The sequence below is a fragment of the Enterobacter cloacae complex sp. CDL013 genome (assembly GCF_049238805.1).
GTDB classification, from domain to species: Bacteria; Pseudomonadota; Gammaproteobacteria; order Enterobacterales; family Enterobacteriaceae; genus Enterobacter; species Enterobacter hormaechei_C.
The window spans coordinates 134836-151059 of record NZ_JBMKGT010000006.1 but is presented as its reverse complement, the minus strand read 5'-3'; the positions used below and the strand labels follow the sequence as shown (position 1 = coordinate 151059).

Below are 16224 nucleotides of genomic sequence, written 5' to 3'. Positions count from 1 at the left end.
TCCCACTACAGCGTATTCAACCGCGCCGGACACCGCTCCAGCAGCTCCACGCTGCCATCTTCGTTCTGCTGCTCCAGCAAGACGTCAAATCCCCACAGGCGATGCACATGCTTCAGCACTTCCTTACGCCCCTTATCCAGCGGTGCGCGGTTGTGCGGAATATAGCGCAACGTCAGAGAGCGATCGCCGCGCAGATCCACGTTCCACACCTGAATGTTCGGTTCAAGATTACTCAGGTTGTACTGGGACGACAGGCGCGAGCGGATCTCGCGATAGCCCTCTTCGTTGTGGATCGCGGAGATCTCCAGGAAGTTGTTGCGGTCATCATCCAGTACGGTGAAGAAGCGGAAATCACGCATGATCTTCGGCGACATGAACTGGCTGATAAAGCTCTCATCCTTAAAATCACGCATCGCGAAGTGCAGCGTTTCCAGCCAGTCGGAACCGGCAATATCCGGGAACCAGTATTTGTCCTCTTCGGTGGGCGACTGACAAATACGCTTGATATCCTGGAACATGGCAAAGCCGAGCGCGTACGGGTTAATACCGCTGTACCACGGGCTGTTATATGCCGGCTGGAACACCACGTTGGTGTGGCTGTGCAGGAACTCCATCATAAACCGTTCAGAGACTTTTCCCTCGTCATACAGGTGGTTCAGAATGGTGTAGTGCCAGAAGGTCGCCCAGCCTTCGTTCATGACCTGGGTCTGCTTCTGCGGATAGAAATACTGGCTCACCTTGCGCACGATGCGCAGGATCTCACGCTGCCACGGCTCCAGCAGCGGGGCGTTTTTCTCCATAAAGTAGAGCAGGTTTTCCTGCGGCTCGGAAGGGTAGCGACGCGCCTCGGCGACGGTTTTCTCCTCTTCACGTTTTGGCAGGGTGCGCCACAGCATATTCACCTGGCTTTGCAGATACTCCTCGCGGCTTTTCTGCCGGGCTTTCTCCTCCTGCAAGGAGATCTTCTGCGGACGCTTATAGCGGTCAACGCCGTAGTTCATCAGCGCGTGGCAGGAGTCCAGCAGTTTCTCAACCTCGTCCACGCCGTAGCGCTCTTCGCAGTCGGTAATGTAGTTACGGGCGAAGATGAGGTAATCAACGATTGAGCTGGCGTCCGTCCAGCTGCGGAACAGATAGTTATTTTTGAAGAACGAGTTATGTCCATAGCAGGCGTGCGCCATCACCAGCGCCTGCATGGTAATGGTGTTCTCCTCCATCAGATAGGCAATACATGGGTTAGAGTTAATGACGATTTCATACGCCAATCCCTGCTGCCCGTGCTTATACAGCCGCTCTGTCTCAATGAATTTTTTACCAAACGACCAGTGCGGATAGTTAATCGGCATCCCGACGCTGGAGTAAGCGTCCATCATCTGTTCCGAGGTGATGACTTCAATCTGATGGGGGTAGGTATCCAGACGATAGAGTTTGGCCACCCGGTCGATCTCCGCCAGGTAGACATCCAGCAACTCGAAGGTCCAGTCGGGTCCATCGCTCAGACGGGTGCTGTCCCTGGACATGGAATCTAGTGTAGCCATTAGCGCGCCCTCGTTGTTGGTCGCTCTCTCTGACTGGAGAGCCTCCTTTCAAGCATAGATCACCCCATTCAAATACGCGGGGCGCAGAAATTTTTTCTTTGCGATTTCACGTTTTCGATACGGCAAAAAAAGCGGTGCTCACAGAATTTTCTACTGGTTAAAAATAACGCGCAGCAGGAGATCCCAAATAAGCGCTATCCCCTGATACAGCGGGATATGTGAGTTGAGTCACCATAAAAAAGTCATATGTTGAATAATATTTTCAACTAGGTTATCAATCTGTAATTAGATGATTGTTCTTTTGCTCATAATGGAGTGGCTATGCGTGTTGTCATACTGGGAAGTGGTGTCGTTGGCGTAACCAGCGCCTGGTATTTAAGTCAGGCGGGACATGAGGTTACCGTTATCGATCGCGAATCCGGTCCGGCGCTGGAAACCAGTGCGGCGAATGCGGGGCAAATCTCCCCGGGCTACGCTGCGCCGTGGGCGGCCCCGGGCGTTCCGCTGAAGGCGATCAAATGGATGTTTCAGCGACATGCGCCGCTGGCGATCAGCCTCGACGGCACGCAGTTCCAGCTTAAGTGGATGTGGCAGATGCTGCGCAACTGCGACACCCGCCACTATATGGAAAACAAAGGGCGCATGGTGCGGCTGGCGGAATACAGCCGCGACTGCCTGAAAGCGCTGCGTGCCTCGACGGGCATTGAATATGAAGGGCGTCAGGGCGGTACGCTTCAGCTGTTCCGTACCGCGCAACAGTACGAAAACGCGACCCGCGATATCGCCGTGCTTGAAGATGCGGGCGTACCGTATCAGCTGCTGGAAGCCAGCCAGCTGGCGCAGGTGGAGCCAGCGCTTGCCGAGGTCGCGCATAAGCTGACGGGCGGTCTGCGTTTACCGAACGATGAAACCGGCGACTGCCAGCTTTTCACCCAGCGTCTGGCGCGCATGTGTGAACAGGCCGGGGTGAAATTCCGCTTCAATACTTCTGTCGACAAACTGCTGTCGGAAGGGGAGAAGATTTACGGCGTGAAGTGTGGGGAAGAGGTAATCAAAGCCGATGCCTACGTGATGGCGTTTGGCTCCTACTCAACCGCGATGCTGAAAGGGATCCTGGATATCCCAGTCTATCCGCTGAAAGGCTACTCCCTGACCATTCCTGTGAAAGAGGACAGCGGCGCGCCGGTCTCGACCATTCTTGATGAAACCTACAAAATCGCCATCACCCGCTTCGATAACCGGATCCGCGTCGGCGGCATGGCGGAAATCGTGGGCTTCAATACCGAGCTGCTCAAACCGCGTCGTGAAACGCTGGAGATGGTCGTGGGCGATCTCTTCCCGCGCGGCGGCTTCATTGAGCAGGCAACGTTCTGGACCGGCCTGCGCCCAATGACCCCGGACGGCACGCCGATTGTGGGCCGTACGCCATACAAAAATCTGTGGACCAACACCGGCCACGGCACGCTTGGCTGGACCATGGCCTGCGGTTCGGGCCAGCTGCTGAGCGACCTGATCTCCGGGCGGACGCCGGCAATTCCGTTTGACGATTTGAGCGCCGCACGCTATCAATCAGGGTTTACCCCATCGCGTCCACAACACCTGCACGGCGCGCATAATTAAGGAGTCGCAATGTCCCGTCCTATTCTGGCCCAGCTGGATTTGCAGGCGCTGAAGGATAACCTGCAAATTGTTCGCCGTGCTGCGCCGGGTTCTCGTGTCTGGTCGGTGGTGAAAGCCAACGCCTACGGTCATGGTATCGACCGTATCTGGAGTGCGCTCGGCGCCACCGATGGTTTTGCCCTGCTGAATCTGGAAGAGGCCATCCTGCTGCGCGAGCGCGGCTGGAAAGGACCGATCCTGCTGCTGGAAGGATTCTTCCATGCGCAGGATCTGCCTCTGCTGGATAAGTACCGCCTGACGACCAGCGTTCATAGTAACTGGCAGATCAAGGCGATTCAGGACGCGAAGCTGCATGCCCCGCTGGATATCTATCTCAAAGTGAACAGCGGGATGAACCGTCTGGGCTTTCAGCCTGAACGGGTGCACACGGTCTGGCAGCAGCTTCGTGCGCTGAAAAACGTCGGTGAGATGACGCTGATGGCGCATTTCGCCGATGCGGAAAAGCCGGACGGAATTGCCGATGCCATGGTCCGCATTGAGCAGGCGGCAGAAGGGCTGGACTGTCCACGTTCGCTGTCGAACTCAGCGGCAACGCTCTGGCATCCTGAAGCGCACTACAACTGGGTGCGTCCGGGGATCGTTCTGTACGGCGCGTCACCCTCAGGTCAGTGGCAGGATATCGCCAACAGCGGCCTGAAGCCGGTGATGACGTTACGAAGCGAGATTATCGGCGTGCAGACGTTAAAAGCGGGCGATACGGTGGGCTATGGCAGCCGTTATCGGGCAGCGGGCGAACAGCGTATCGGTATCGTGGCGGGGGGCTATGCAGATGGTTATCCGCGCATCGCCCCGAGCGGCACGCCGGTGTGGGTCGATGGCGTGCGCACCGGCACGGTAGGCACCGTCTCAATGGACATGCTGGCCATTGATTTAACGCCGTGTCCCCAGGCGGGGATCGGGTCACCGGTTGAGCTGTGGGGCAACGAAGTTAAAATTGATGATGTGGCCGCTGCGGCGGGCACCGTTGGGTATGAGCTGATGTGCGCGCTGGCACCCAGAGTGCCTGTTGTGACGGTGTAACTTGTGTATGTGCCGGGTGGCGGCTTCGCCTTACCCGGCCTACAAAAGCCCGAAAGTAGGTCGGGTAAGCGTTATCGCCACCCGGCAAAAAAGCAGCTACTCCGCCTCTTCCTCCATCGGCCTTACGCCGACTTTGCGCACCGCATTATCTTCTTTCTCGGCTACCGTCCAGATCATCCCGGCAAACTCCACCTGGTCACCGACGACCGGCGCAGCCCCTAATAATTGCTGAATAATTTCACCCAGTGTTTGCTGGTTATCGCGATTCTCCAGTCCACCTTCCAGGCCATAAATCAGCGCCACATCCGCAAAGCGGGCGCTGGCTTCGAGGATAAAATCGCCGAAGAAACGCTGATCCAGCGCCACCGGGGGCGACTGGCTGAACAGCTTGCCGAGGGCAGGCAGGTCGCGCTCGCGGCCAATCACGCAGAGAATATCGTTCTCACGCAGCCGCGTGCTGCCGGTCGGGTGAAGCAGGGCGTTATCCCGGAACAGGGCGGCAATGCGCGTTTCAGCGGGCATATGCAGATCGCGCAGGGACGCGCCCACGCACCACTTATCGGAGCTTAGCTGGTAGACAAACTGTTCCCAGGGATTCTCAGGGTGAATATCTAGCCCCACGCGGGAGACCGGCCAGCCAATGGGCGGTACCACCACTTTGGCTTTTTTCGCCGCCCAGCCCAGCGACGTCCCCTGGAACAGCAGCGACACCAGCACCACGAAGAAGGCGACGTTAAAGAACAGGCGGGCGTTGTCCAGCCCGGCCATCATCGGGAACACTGCCAGAATAATCGGCACCGCGCCGCGCAGACCCACCCAACTGATAAATATCCGCTCACGCAGGTTAAACCCGCGGAACGGTAGCAGCCCGGCAAACACCGACAGCGGACGGGCGAAGAAGATCATCCAGGCCGACAAAAGCAGCGCCGGTACGGCGATAGGCAGCAGGTCCGACGGCGTCACCAGCAGGCCCAGCACCAGGAACATGGCAATCTGCGCCAGCCAGGCCAGACCGTCGAAGTTCTGCAAAATGGCGTGACGGTTGCGAATCGGTCGGTTGCCCAACAGGAAACCGCAAAGGTAAACCGCCAGAATACCGCTGCCGTCCAGCGCGGTGGTGACGGCAAAGATCAGGATCCCGCCGCTCAGGGCCAGCAGCGGGTAAAGGCCGGAAGGCAGCGTAATACGGTTGATCGTCTGCTGTAACAGGTAACCGCCGCCGAGACCAATGATAATCCCCAGGCCAAACTGCTGGAGGATGTGCCAGGCGAACATCCAGCTCAGGCCGGTTTCGTGCTGCTGGATCATCTCAATCAGAGTGATGGTCAGGAATACCGCCATCGGATCGTTACTGCCGGATTCAATCTCCAGCGTGGAGCCAACACGTTCGTTCAGCCCCTTGCCGCCGAGCAGCGAGAAAACCGCTGCCGCATCGGTCGAGCCGACGATCGCGCCAATCAGCAGGCCTTCCATTATATCGAGGTTAAACAGCCAGGCCGCCATCATACCGGTCAGGCCGGAGGTGATCAGCACCCCGATGGTCGCCAGAGACAGCGCCGGGCCTAAGGCAACGCGAAACGAACTTGCCTGGGTGCGCATACCGCCGTCCAGCAGGATGACCGCCAGCGCGAGGTTACTCACCATATAGGCGAAAGGGTAATTATCGAAGGGGATACCGCCGATTCCGTCGACTCCCGCCAGCATGCCGATAGCCAGGAAAATGACAAGAATAGGTATGCCAAGGCGCGATGAAAATGAACTTAATAAAATGCTGAAGGTTACCAGGATGGAACCCAGAATGAAAAGACTGATTATCGCTGTGGCACCCAATGTCGTCTTACTCCCACCTCAATGTGAACGCTGTTATTAAAACCCTAACATATTAACAACGGTAACTGCGTATTATTGAGGGGGAATAACGGCTTTTTTATGCCTTTAAGACCGGATGACCGCTGATTGTTAACCGACTGCCTGAATTATCGTGTACAAGGTGCGCCCGGGCGCCCAGCGGCAGCGTAACGGTTTGCTGCTCATGGCCGAAATCCAGGCCAGCGATCACCGGGATATCCAGGCGGGAACGAATGAAATCAATCATCGTCTCCAGGGAATAGCCCGCATCGTAATCGTTGGGGGCTGAACCGCTAAAACTGCCCAGCACAATGGCCGACTGCCGATCCAGGATCCCGGCGTGATACAGCTGCAACAGCATGCGTTCGACACGGAACGGGTGTTCATTGATATCTTCCAGCACCAGTATGCCATCCGTGATCTGCGGCAACCACGGCGTACCAATTAGCGACACCATCATCGCGAGGTTGCCGCCCCACAGCTGTCCTTCACATTCCCAGTGCGGTCCATTGCCTTGCCACTCGATGGTGAACGTCGGGTTTTGCAGGGCGCGCCAGAAATGGTCCTGCGTAAACGCATCCAGCTCCGGCGCGCCAAAGTTACCGGCCAGCATCGGGCCGCTAAAGGTAATGACGTTATGCAACGCCAGCAGGCCGAGCTGGATCGCCGTGAAATCGCTGTGTCCGCAGATTAACAGCGGATCCTGCTGCTGGCGCGTGGCCAGCCCGGCCCAGTCGATGCTATCCAGCAGCCGGCTTGCGCCATAGCCGCCGCGCACGGCCAGCGCAATGGTGTTTTCACCTTCCAGCGTCACCAGGCTGTTGATATCCCTCAGTCTCTGCGCCTCCGTACCGGCAAAACGCTGCATGCGGCGGGGGATAATTGTCTGATTTTCTACCTGATGGCCCATTTCCAGCAGGCGTTGAACGCCCCGCTGTGCCGCCTCCTGATTGATGCAGTAGCCTGACGGTGCGATGAGATGAAACTGAGGCATGGCAATTCCTTGCTGAATGAGAATCTAATTGTCTATATCATGCCGCTTATACGCCGCCTGCTTCAAGGGGCGACGTACCGCGATGACCGGCTATAAGGATAGATGACGTGAAATTGAGATGGTTTGCTTTTTTGATTGTGCTGCTCGCTGGCTGTAGTTCAAAACATGATTATCAAAATCCCCCCTGGAACCCTGAAGTGCCGGTAAAGCGGGCCATGCAGTGGATGCCGATCAGCGAACAAGCCGGAAAGGCCTGGGGCGTGAGCCCGCGTCTGATCACGGCGATCATTGCCGTGGAGTCCGGCGGCAACCCGACGCTGGTGAGTAAATCGAATGCGGTGGGGCTGATGCAGTTAAAAGCCTCGACGGCGGGAAGAGAGGTCTATCGCTACATGGGCTGGAAGGGACAGCCATCCACCAGCGAGCTGAAAAACCCGGAGCGTAATATCTCTATGGGAACCGCTTACCTGAGCATTCTCGAGCATGGCATTCTGAAGGGGATTGACGATCCGGAAGTGATGCAATATGCACTGGTGGTGTCGTACGTTAACGGAGCCGGCGCGCTGCTCCGAACCTTCTCATCCGATCGCAAAGAGGCGATAGAAGAGATTAACGATATGGATAAAGATGAATTCTTCGAGCACGTTGTGAAGAATCATCCGTCAGCACAGGCTCCACGTTATATCTGGAAAGTCCAGAAAGCGATGGACGCCATGTAACGCCTTTGTCGGGCGGCAGCACGCTGCCCGACGCCTATCAGCGCACTTTATTCGCGCGTTCCCGCGCTTCACGCTCCAGTGAGAAGATGATGCGCTGTAGTTCGCGTTCGGCGCCTGGCCCGACATTCAGAAAGCGAAAGCTCAGTCGCGGCGTGGTAATGGTTTCGTTTTTGCTGTCCACCACCTTGCGCTCGCTGATGGCAATCAGCTGGGCGTCAAACCAGAAGCGTCCCCATCCGCCCATATCCAGCTCAATCTGACTAAAACGCATACCTTCCACCAGCCCTTCCGGCTTCGGCGTATCCATTAACGCGCCCATCCCGCCCAGTGACAGGTCGAAGAGACGAAAGCGGATCTCTTTTTTGTCCGGCATTTTTGCCTTACAGAAATAGGCCGGGTGAAGCGGAGCGCTGATGCGAAAAAACTCCCGGCGTTGCACGAACCAGAGGTTAGCGGGCAGGGGAGCGATAAACGCAGGCAAACCCTGGTACGCGATCGTGGTCAGACGAGGCAGCACAAACTCGACTTTCGCCCCCTGCGTTTCGGCCATCACCGAGAGATTCTCTGCCTGTAGCGCGGCACGGTTTTCATCGCTCTGGCTACCCAGATCGACGATCAGGTGCTCTGCCGTCACGTCCAGGATCTTGCTGATAAACTGGCTGGTTGACCAGTTGATGCGCAGCGGCACCTCGCCTTTTTTCAGGTCGCGTAACACCCCTAATACAGCCAGCGGATTTTGTTTCAGGAACTGCTCACTGTAGCTACTCACGCCAGATGGCTCCTCGATAGATGACAGACTGTCTCTGGGTTATCGGCACGCGGGCATGAAACTTAATACAAACGATCTGTTTTTCTCCGCCGATATTGATTTGCTAATGGAAATGATAATAATTGCCGTTCCCAATACCATCTAATAACAAGACGACACTATGAGCACTTCACGTTTTGCGTTATGCGCGTTGGCAGGCGCCGTCACGCTGGCATTGCAGACACAGGCTTTCGCAGAAGAACCCACCATCGTGGTAACCGGTACAGAGCAGGGCAGCGCGCTCCCTGCCTGGACCAATAGCGCCACGAAATCAGCCGTCGCGGAAAGTAAAACGCCGCAGGTGATCAACACCATTGCCGCTAAAGAGATTGAGCAGCGGCACGCCAGTTCGGTAAACGAGATCCTGCGCTATGCGCCGGGCGTTTCCACGGAGGTGCGCGGGAGCACCTCTTACATGAGCGAGTACAAAATCCGCGGGTTCAACGTCGATCAGGAGTTCTACAACGGCCTGCAACTTCCCTATAACGTCACCGGGAACACCAAAGCGCGAATCGATCCGCTGCTGATTGAGAGCGTCGATATCCTGAAGGGGCCGTCATCCGTGCTGTATGGCGGCGGCTCACCGGGCGGGCTGGTCAATATTCAGAGTAAAAAGCCGCAGAAAGAGGCGAAAACGGAACTGGGCTTTAATACCGGAAACCGCAATCTGAAGGAGGGATACCTGGACTCCACGGGGCAGATCGCGAACAGCGACTGGAACTATCGCCTGCTGGGCAAAGCGACGGAAAGTGACGAACAGGCGCACACCACGCGCTATGAAAACTATCTGGTGGCCCCCTCCGTGACCTGGCAGCCTGATGACAAAACGCGCCTGACCATTGACGCGCTGGCGCAAAATACGCCGAGCCTGACGCCGTCTGATCCGATGCCGCTAAGCTATCTGCGGTCTAAATACGCCGATCGTCGTGACTATGCCGGGGATGAGTGGAGCGGCTTTAAGCAGCGCCAGTGGATGCTGGGATACAGCTTTGAGCATGAGTTTGACAGTGGCTGGGGCTTTAACCAGAAAGCGCGCTACTTTGACGTGGACACCCACCAGCGCAGCGCCTATTCCACCGGGACGGGCAGCGAGGTCTACCAGCTTAACCGCTTCGCCTATACCACGGATGAAGATTTGCAGAGCTTCAATATTGATAACCAGGTCACCCGAACCGTCGCGCTGGGGGACTGGAAACATCATCTGCTGGCGGGCTTTGACTACCAGAAGCTGAACTCTCACTTCCATTATCGTTACGCCTCATCCACCCCGGGTATCGATATGCGTCATCCGGATCACTCGCAGATCGATAACGATGCGCTGGGGCTTGAAACCGCGCAGAAAAACCGACTCAGCTATCAGCAGAATGGCTATTACCTCCAGGATCAGATTGCGTTTGGCGGGCTGAACGTGCTGGCCAGCCTGCGCTATGACGACTACCGTTCCGTCACCACTAACTATCTGCAAAACGGTGACAAAGCCTGGGTATCGCAGGATCGCCTCACCAAACGACTGGGCGCGCTTTATGCCTTCGACAATGGACTCTCGCCGTTTATCAGCTATTCAGAAGGGTTCGCCCCAGTATCGCCGCAGGGCACGCTGACCGCGAAAGACGTTAAGCCCACCACCAGCAAGCAGGTAGAGGGTGGGGTGAAATACCTGCTGGCGGAATACGCAACCACCTTCACCGCCTCGGTGTTTAACATTCGTCAGAAAAATGTGGTGACCAGCGATCCGGGCTTCCTCAACTATCGCCAGACCGGGGAAGTGGAATCGAAAGGCGCGGAGCTTTCCGCTATGAGTCGTCCAACGGATAACCTGACGCTGATTGCCAACTATGCCTACACCCACGCTATCAATACCGAAGATGACAAGTACCAGGGCAAACGACCGACGCAGGTCCCTGAGAACGCCTTTAATCTGTGGGGCGATTACACCTTCGACAGCACGCCGCTGAGAGGGGTAACGCTGGGGGGAGGCGCACGCTACACCGGGCCGATGGAGATCTCGCCAGCCAACGACGCAGGCAAGCTGGGCGGTACGACGCAGTACGATCTGGCGGCATCTTACCGCATGGGCGAGCTGGTGCCATCGCTGGAGGGGCTGACGCTGAAAGCGAGCGCGCAGAACGTCACCAACAAAGAGACGCTCACCTGCTATGACGCGACCAACTGCTGGATAGGCCGCGACCGCACCTTCCAGGTCGGGGCGAGTTACAGCTTCTGAAAAAAGCCCGGTGGCGCTACCGGGTCACTTTATTGCACGGAACCTGACCCTCGCCCCTTTGGGGAGAGGGTCAGGGTGAGGGGCGCTACTGCGCCGCCTGTTTCGCAGGTGCAACATCATCATTTGCCGCAGGCTGATTCTCCGGTACGGTGTCGCATGGCTTCTCTTTCGGGCAGACCATGTCCAGCATCCTGAGCGTCACGCCGTTACTCCAGCCGAAACCGTCCTGCAACGGATACTCACCGCCGCCACCGCCGGTACCGGTCGAAGAGACATCGTACTTCTCAACCAGTTTCTTCTCGCGATCGTAGGTATGCTGAACGTTTTTCAGGAAACGCCAGGTCACGTCCATCGCCACTTTCTGCTGACCATAGTTCTGCAACCCTTCCACCGCTACCCACTGCAACGGCGCCCAGCCGTTCGGCGCATCCCACTGCTGCCCGCTGTTGATGGTGGTGGTAGAAATACCGCCCGGTTTCAGCAGGCGCGACGATGCGGCTGCGGCCACTTTATCGGCGCGATCCTGTGATGCGGCCTTCACATACAGCGGGAAGAGGGCCGCGGCAGTCAGCTGATTACGCACCTTCCTGGTTTTCAGATCGTAATCCGCATACCAGCCCTCTTTATCGTTCCACAGGTGGCTCTCCATGGCTTTCTGACGCGCGGAGGCCAGCGCGTCATATTTACTTGCGCTGGCGGTATCCCCGTCTTCCTGGCTGGCACGGGCCAGCAGTTTTTCCATCTTAAACATCAGCGCATTCAGATCCACCGGCACGATGCTGGTGGTGCGGATGGTATCCAGCTTCTGAGGATCGTCCATCCAGCGGGAGCTGAAATCCCAGCCCGAGGCCGCGGCAGAGCGCAGATCGCGATAGATCTCGGTGGCCGGACGGTTAGGGTTATTTTTGGCGGTGGTGACGTCATCCAGCCACGACTCAGGGCGCGGCGTGTCCCGATCGTCCCAGTAGCGGTTGAGGATCGAGCCGTCATCCAGCTTCACCACGCGTTTGTTCGCCTGACCAGGCTGGAGCCCATCAGCCCCCTCCATCCAGTAGGCATACTCCTTTTCCATCTGCGGACGGTATTTCTTTAACGCGTCGCTGTCATGCGTGGCCAGCAATTCCACCATCAGCGAGAAGAACGGCGGCTGAGAGCGGCTCAGGTAGTAGGTGCGGTTACCGTTAGGGATATGGCCCCAGGTATCAAGCTCGTAAGCGAAGTTGTCCACCATGTCGCCGATCTTATCCCAGTGGCCGCTCTCGGCCAGCCCCAGCATGGTGAAATAGCTGTCCCAGTAATAGACTTCGCGGAAGCGTCCTCCCGGCACGACATAGGGTTTTGGCAGAGGCAGGAGGGAGTCCCATTTGTTCGCTTTGTCGGTGGTGCGGGTCAGAACAGGCCACAGATCGTCTATGTGTTCGCGCAGGCTCTGGCCCTCAGGGGGAACATATTTCTCACCCTCCTTCGGCAGGATAAAATTCATCTCCACGAAGTGGCGCAGGTCAAAACCGGACTGGGTATGCTGCATCCGGTAATCCGCCAGGATCATTAGCGGGTCGCTTTTGGGAACGGCATCCGCGAAGGTTTTCTGATCCGGGAACAGTTTGGCGCTCTGTACGTCATTAAAGAGGGGGCCAAGAAGAATATCAGGTGAGCTTTGCTGGCTCGTTGGCTGGTCTTCAGCATAACCAAATGCGGTAACACCGAGTAGTGCGCCTGCCAACGCAAGGGGTAAAAAAGCGGGGCGTCGTGCGCGAGGTCTTATCATCGGTTCGTCTCCTGTCTTCACTGAGCAGCGTGACCGCTGTTGTCAATTACCTGAAAACCTTAGACGAATATCGTTAACTTCGCGTGTTGAATATCCCATTTTTCACATAACCGGATAATTCGGGTGCGCTTTCACAACACCGGGGGTGGATTACTTAATTTTTATCCACATCACGGAATGGCCGGGTAAGCTTCAAGCCACCCGGCTTAAGCCCTACAACCCTTTTTTATCCATAAGCACCGCCAGATCCACCAGACGGTTCGAGAAGCCCCATTCGTTGTCATACCACGACAGGATCTTCACCATATTCCCGCCAATCACCAGCGTTGAAAGCCCGTCGATGATCGATGAGCGCGGGTCGCCCTGATAATCACGGGAGACCAGCGGTTCATCGCTGTAGCCCAGGATGCCTTTCAGCGGCCCGCTGACGGCGGCCTGACGGAACGCGTCATTCACCTCTTCGGCGGTCACGTTGCGGCTCAGCGTCACCGTCAGATCGACAATCGACACCACCGGAACCGGTACGCGCAGGGAATATCCGGTGAGTTTACCGTCAAGTTCGGGAATTACTTTCCCGAGCGCTTTTGCCGCGCCGCTGGAGTAAGGCACAATGGATAATGCTGCCGCGCGCGCGCCGCGCAGATCTTTTTCCGGCTGGTCATGCAGCGCCTGGCTGTTGGTGTAGGCATGCGTGGTGTTCATCAGCCCGTGTTCAATGCCAAATTGCTGGTGCAGCACCTGCGCCGCTGGCGCCAGACCATTAGTGGTGCAACTCCCGTTGCTGACTACAAAATGCTGGGCCGGATCGTACAGCGTGTGGTTCACGCCCATTACCACCGTCAGATCATCATTTTTAGCCGGGGCGGAAATAATGACGCGTTTTGCGCCGCCGCTCGTGATATGCACCGCTGCTTTTTCACGTTCGGTGAAGAAGCCGGTGGCTTCGATTACCACCTCAACGCCCGCGTCTTTCCACGCAATGTTTGCCGGGTCGCGTTCACTGAATACGGTGATGCGTTGCCCGTCAACCTGTAGCGCGCCGTCCGCCGCTTCAACGGGCACCGGCAGCGTGCCGAGCAGAGAGTCATATTTCAGCAGATGGGCGAGGGTTCTACTGTCCGTCAGATCGTTAATGGCCACAATCTGGAGATCCGGGTTGCCCAGCGCCGCGCGAAGAACATTACGTCCGATACGGCCGAAACCGTTAATACCGACCTTAACCATGATGCACTCCTTATCTGTGTTGTCTGGAGTGACTTTAGGCGTCAGGTCGGATGGCGTAAATGACAAAAAAGGATCAGATTACGCCATTCTGCGGCAGTGGAAGCGCTGGCGATATTCGCCCGGCGTGAGATGAAGCTGCTTTTCAAAAACGCGGCGCAGGTTGATGCTGGTCCCAAACCCGCTTTTTTCGGCAATGACCTCAAGCGGATACGAGGTCTGCTCCAGAAGCTGTCGTGCGGCGGCCAGGCGCGCTTCGGTGACATAACGGGCCGGAGGTACACCGACGTCGCGCGTGAACACGCGGGTGAAATTGCGCGGACTCATGGCGACCCGTTCGGCCAGCCTTTCGACGCACAAATCTGCGGTGAGGTTTTGCAGGATCCAGCTTTGCAGTTCGCTAACCGGTCCGGTCGCGCCGGACTGCTCCAGTTTATAGCGGCTGAACTGTAGCTGGCCGCCAGGCCGACGCAGGTACATCACCATATCCTGCGCCACGTTGCGGGCGAGGGTGAAGCCGTAATCATCCTCCACCAGCGCCAGCGTCAGATCAAACCCGGAACTGACGCCGCCGGACGTCCAGACGGGGCCATCCTGAATATAGAGCGGGCCGCCCTCAACGTTGACCGCAGGATAGCGGGTTTTCAGGGTTTCCAGCAGCCGCCAGTGGGTCGTCGCCCGGCGCCCATCGAGCAGTCCGGCCTGTGCCAGCAGCAGGGCCCCGCCGCAGACAGAGGCGACGCGGCGCGCATGCGGCGCGGCCAGGTGCAGCCAGTCCACCACCGCGGTGCTTTCCTGTTCATTCATGCCACGACCGGTAATGATGATCGTATCCAGCGGCTCGCGCGGATCCAGCTCCGGCAGGCGATAGTCCGCCAGCAGGTTTAAGCCGGACTGGCCGTGGATCACCAGGTGAGGCTGGGTGGTGGCGATAATGATGCAGTAGCGGGGCTGCGCCAGGCCGTCCGGGTGCAGCCGGTTGGCCTGCATCAGAATGTCGGCGATACCGGCAGCCTCAAACAACATGCCACCGTCAGGTACGATAATCAGGATCTTCTTCATGTCCTGAAAAGTACCTTTATCACAAAATAAGTCAAGCGGCAGACAAACACCGTCGCAGAGACAAATGAGGCGTGCCGGGTGAAAGCCTGGAACGGCAGATGTTGGAAAGAAGTAAAATAAATATGTAGTAACGGTAAAACTTTTTGCGTTAGGTTTACCGTTACTGCCGCTGAAACCCCCAGTTTATGGGCTGCAATGAAGTGTTCTGAACAATCAGAGAACAAAAAGATGTAGCCATGCTTAATTATTAAGGCTCAAAAAATAACCTCGGAGGATAATTTTGGCTAGGTTATTTCGGATCGCGAAATTAAATCCCTGCCATTTTCTTCACCGTCATTTGTTAATGCGGGACGCTCGCACCCAATAAAAGTTATCTTCCAGATGCAACAATGAAAATATCCCAGATATATCCCACAGCGCACAGAAAAAATGAAATTCTACTAATTATGGTAGTGGCGATAATAAGGGGTTACGTTAATGATAGTGGTTCTCTTTTGCCTTTATAGCCATTAATTTTCATACAGTTACGCTAGAAATTCGTCTAAGAAAAAGACGATTTCAGCTAAGTGCGCATTTTTTATGAGATTAATCCTATAATGCATTGGGCGTATCATTAAACGCCATTAAGCAGGCAAGAAATATTGAATTGATGACAAGCTCATGTAAACTTGTCTACCGTTTGTCAAAATATGTCAGGAGCATGCTGGGCCCATTTCTGTTGGGTTCGTGCGGTAGCTATGCCTTAAAATAGTTACCTGCTGAAAATATCCCGACTATTTTAACAATAGCACCTAAGTCAAATTTTATCCCCTCTCTTCATCCTCTAAATATCGCTACGGAAAAGCATATGAAACTGCGTGTATTGTTATCACTTCTGTTTGTTATGGCGGTGGCGGGCTGTCAGGCGCCGCAAAAACCAGCGATCACCGATGATACGATTGTGACCAGCCAGGTGAATGGCATCACGCTGACGCACCGTCACGCTGTTACCCCTCCGGCGGAGTTCACTCAAGTGAATGAACCGTATCGTGCCATGTACCCGGCATCCCTGATGAGCCGTCCTGACTACGGTGGAAAAGTGATCCGTACGCTTGAGACCGGCAAAACTTACGTCGTGCTGGGGCAGGTTGAACATTTCTGGATGGCGCTGGCCGATGAAGGGAGTGAACAGCTGATTGGTTATGTGCCGATGCGTGCCGTGATCAAGGCTGACCAGTACGAAGCCACCGTGCGTAAACAGGCACTGCGCCCGAAAGCGCGTAAGAAAACCACCTGTGTTGATGTCGATGGCAACAGCAAAGCCTGCAAAGACAGCGCGAACGGTACCTGGATCCTGAACTAA

General features: G+C 56.3%; 11 protein-coding genes and 2 pseudogenes. 6 read left to right on the top strand and 7 right to left on the bottom strand.

What is annotated here, in order from left to right:
* Nucleotides 1–5: 5 nt before the first annotated feature.
* Nucleotides 6–1538 (bottom strand): SpoVR family protein, encoded by a 1533-nt coding sequence (locus ACOTXD_RS13625; protein ID WP_022651425.1) that lies wholly within the window; start codon nucleotides 1536–1538, stop codon nucleotides 6–8.
* Nucleotides 1539–1859: 321 nt separating this feature from the next.
* Here ACOTXD_RS13625 and ACOTXD_RS13620 point away from each other — a divergent pair, with 321 nt between their 5' ends.
* From ACOTXD_RS13620 to ACOTXD_RS13610, 3 genes and pseudogenes are all read left to right on the top strand, one after another.
* Nucleotides 1860–3158 carry a D-amino acid dehydrogenase gene (locus ACOTXD_RS13620; protein WP_015570317.1) on the top strand — a complete coding sequence of 433 codons (1299 nt, stop codon included), beginning with the start codon at nucleotides 1860–1862 and terminating at the stop codon, nucleotides 3156–3158.
* Nucleotides 3159–3167: 9 nt separating this feature from the next.
* Nucleotides 3168–4238 (top strand): catabolic alanine racemase DadX, encoded by a 1071-nt coding sequence (dadX, locus tag ACOTXD_RS13615; RefSeq protein ID WP_003859954.1) that lies wholly within the window; start codon nucleotides 3168–3170, stop codon nucleotides 4236–4238.
* 105 nt (nucleotides 4239–4343) lie between these two features.
* Nucleotides 4344–4448, top strand: a pseudogene (locus tag ACOTXD_RS13610) (hypothetical protein); the annotation flags it as partial.
* On the opposite strand, the pseudogene ACOTXD_RS13605 reads toward ACOTXD_RS13610, so the two are convergent.
* A pseudogene (locus ACOTXD_RS13605) lies at nucleotides 4401–6068 on the bottom strand (potassium/proton antiporter); the annotation flags it as partial. The pseudogenes ACOTXD_RS13610 and ACOTXD_RS13605 overlap by 48 nt on opposite strands.
* A gap of 97 nt (nucleotides 6069–6165) precedes the next feature.
* Entirely contained in the window at nucleotides 6166–7080 is a 915-nt protein-coding gene (gene ldcA, locus ACOTXD_RS13600) for a muramoyltetrapeptide carboxypeptidase (protein WP_061856478.1), read from the bottom strand.
* Nucleotides 7081–7187: 107 nt separating this feature from the next.
* On the opposite strand from ldcA, the gene emtA reads away from it, so the two are divergent.
* The gene (gene emtA, locus ACOTXD_RS13595; protein ID WP_017384310.1) at nucleotides 7188–7799 is read left to right on the top strand and encodes a membrane-bound lytic murein transglycosylase EmtA; all 612 of its coding nucleotides are present in this window, start codon (nucleotides 7188–7190) and stop codon (nucleotides 7797–7799) included.
* A gap of 37 nt (nucleotides 7800–7836) precedes the next feature.
* Here emtA and ycgR read toward each other — a convergent pair whose 3' ends face one another.
* Nucleotides 7837–8568, bottom strand: coding sequence for a flagellar brake protein YcgR (ycgR, locus tag ACOTXD_RS13590; RefSeq protein ID WP_022651421.1), 732 nt, complete (start codon nucleotides 8566–8568; stop codon nucleotides 7837–7839).
* Nucleotides 8569–8728: 160 nt separating this feature from the next.
* Between ycgR and ACOTXD_RS13585 the strand changes: the two genes are divergently transcribed.
* Entirely contained in the window at nucleotides 8729–10831 is a 2103-nt protein-coding gene (locus ACOTXD_RS13585; protein WP_061856477.1) for a TonB-dependent siderophore receptor, read from the top strand.
* Nucleotides 10832–10916: 85 nt separating this feature from the next.
* On the opposite strand, the gene ACOTXD_RS13580 is transcribed toward ACOTXD_RS13585, so the two are convergent.
* The 3 genes from ACOTXD_RS13580 to ACOTXD_RS13570 form a co-directional block, all read right to left on the bottom strand.
* Entirely contained in the window at nucleotides 10917–12599 is a 1683-nt protein-coding gene (locus ACOTXD_RS13580; RefSeq protein ID WP_045337528.1) for an alpha,alpha-trehalase, read from the bottom strand.
* Nucleotides 12600–12812: 213 nt separating this feature from the next.
* Nucleotides 12813–13823: a type I glyceraldehyde-3-phosphate dehydrogenase gene (gene gap / locus ACOTXD_RS13575; RefSeq protein ID WP_023314315.1), complete on the bottom strand. Its 1011-nt coding sequence runs from the start codon at nucleotides 13821–13823 to the stop codon at nucleotides 12813–12815.
* 78 nt (nucleotides 13824–13901) lie between these two features.
* The gene (locus ACOTXD_RS13570) at nucleotides 13902–14882 is read right to left on the bottom strand and encodes a GlxA family transcriptional regulator (protein WP_022651417.1); all 981 of its coding nucleotides are present in this window, start codon (nucleotides 14880–14882) and stop codon (nucleotides 13902–13904) included.
* An 847-nt stretch (nucleotides 14883–15729) separates the two neighbouring features.
* On the opposite strand from ACOTXD_RS13570, the gene ACOTXD_RS13565 reads away from it, so the two are divergent.
* Nucleotides 15730–16224 carry a hypothetical protein gene (locus tag ACOTXD_RS13565; RefSeq protein ID WP_061856476.1) on the top strand — a complete coding sequence of 165 codons (495 nt, stop codon included), beginning with the start codon at nucleotides 15730–15732 and terminating at the stop codon, nucleotides 16222–16224.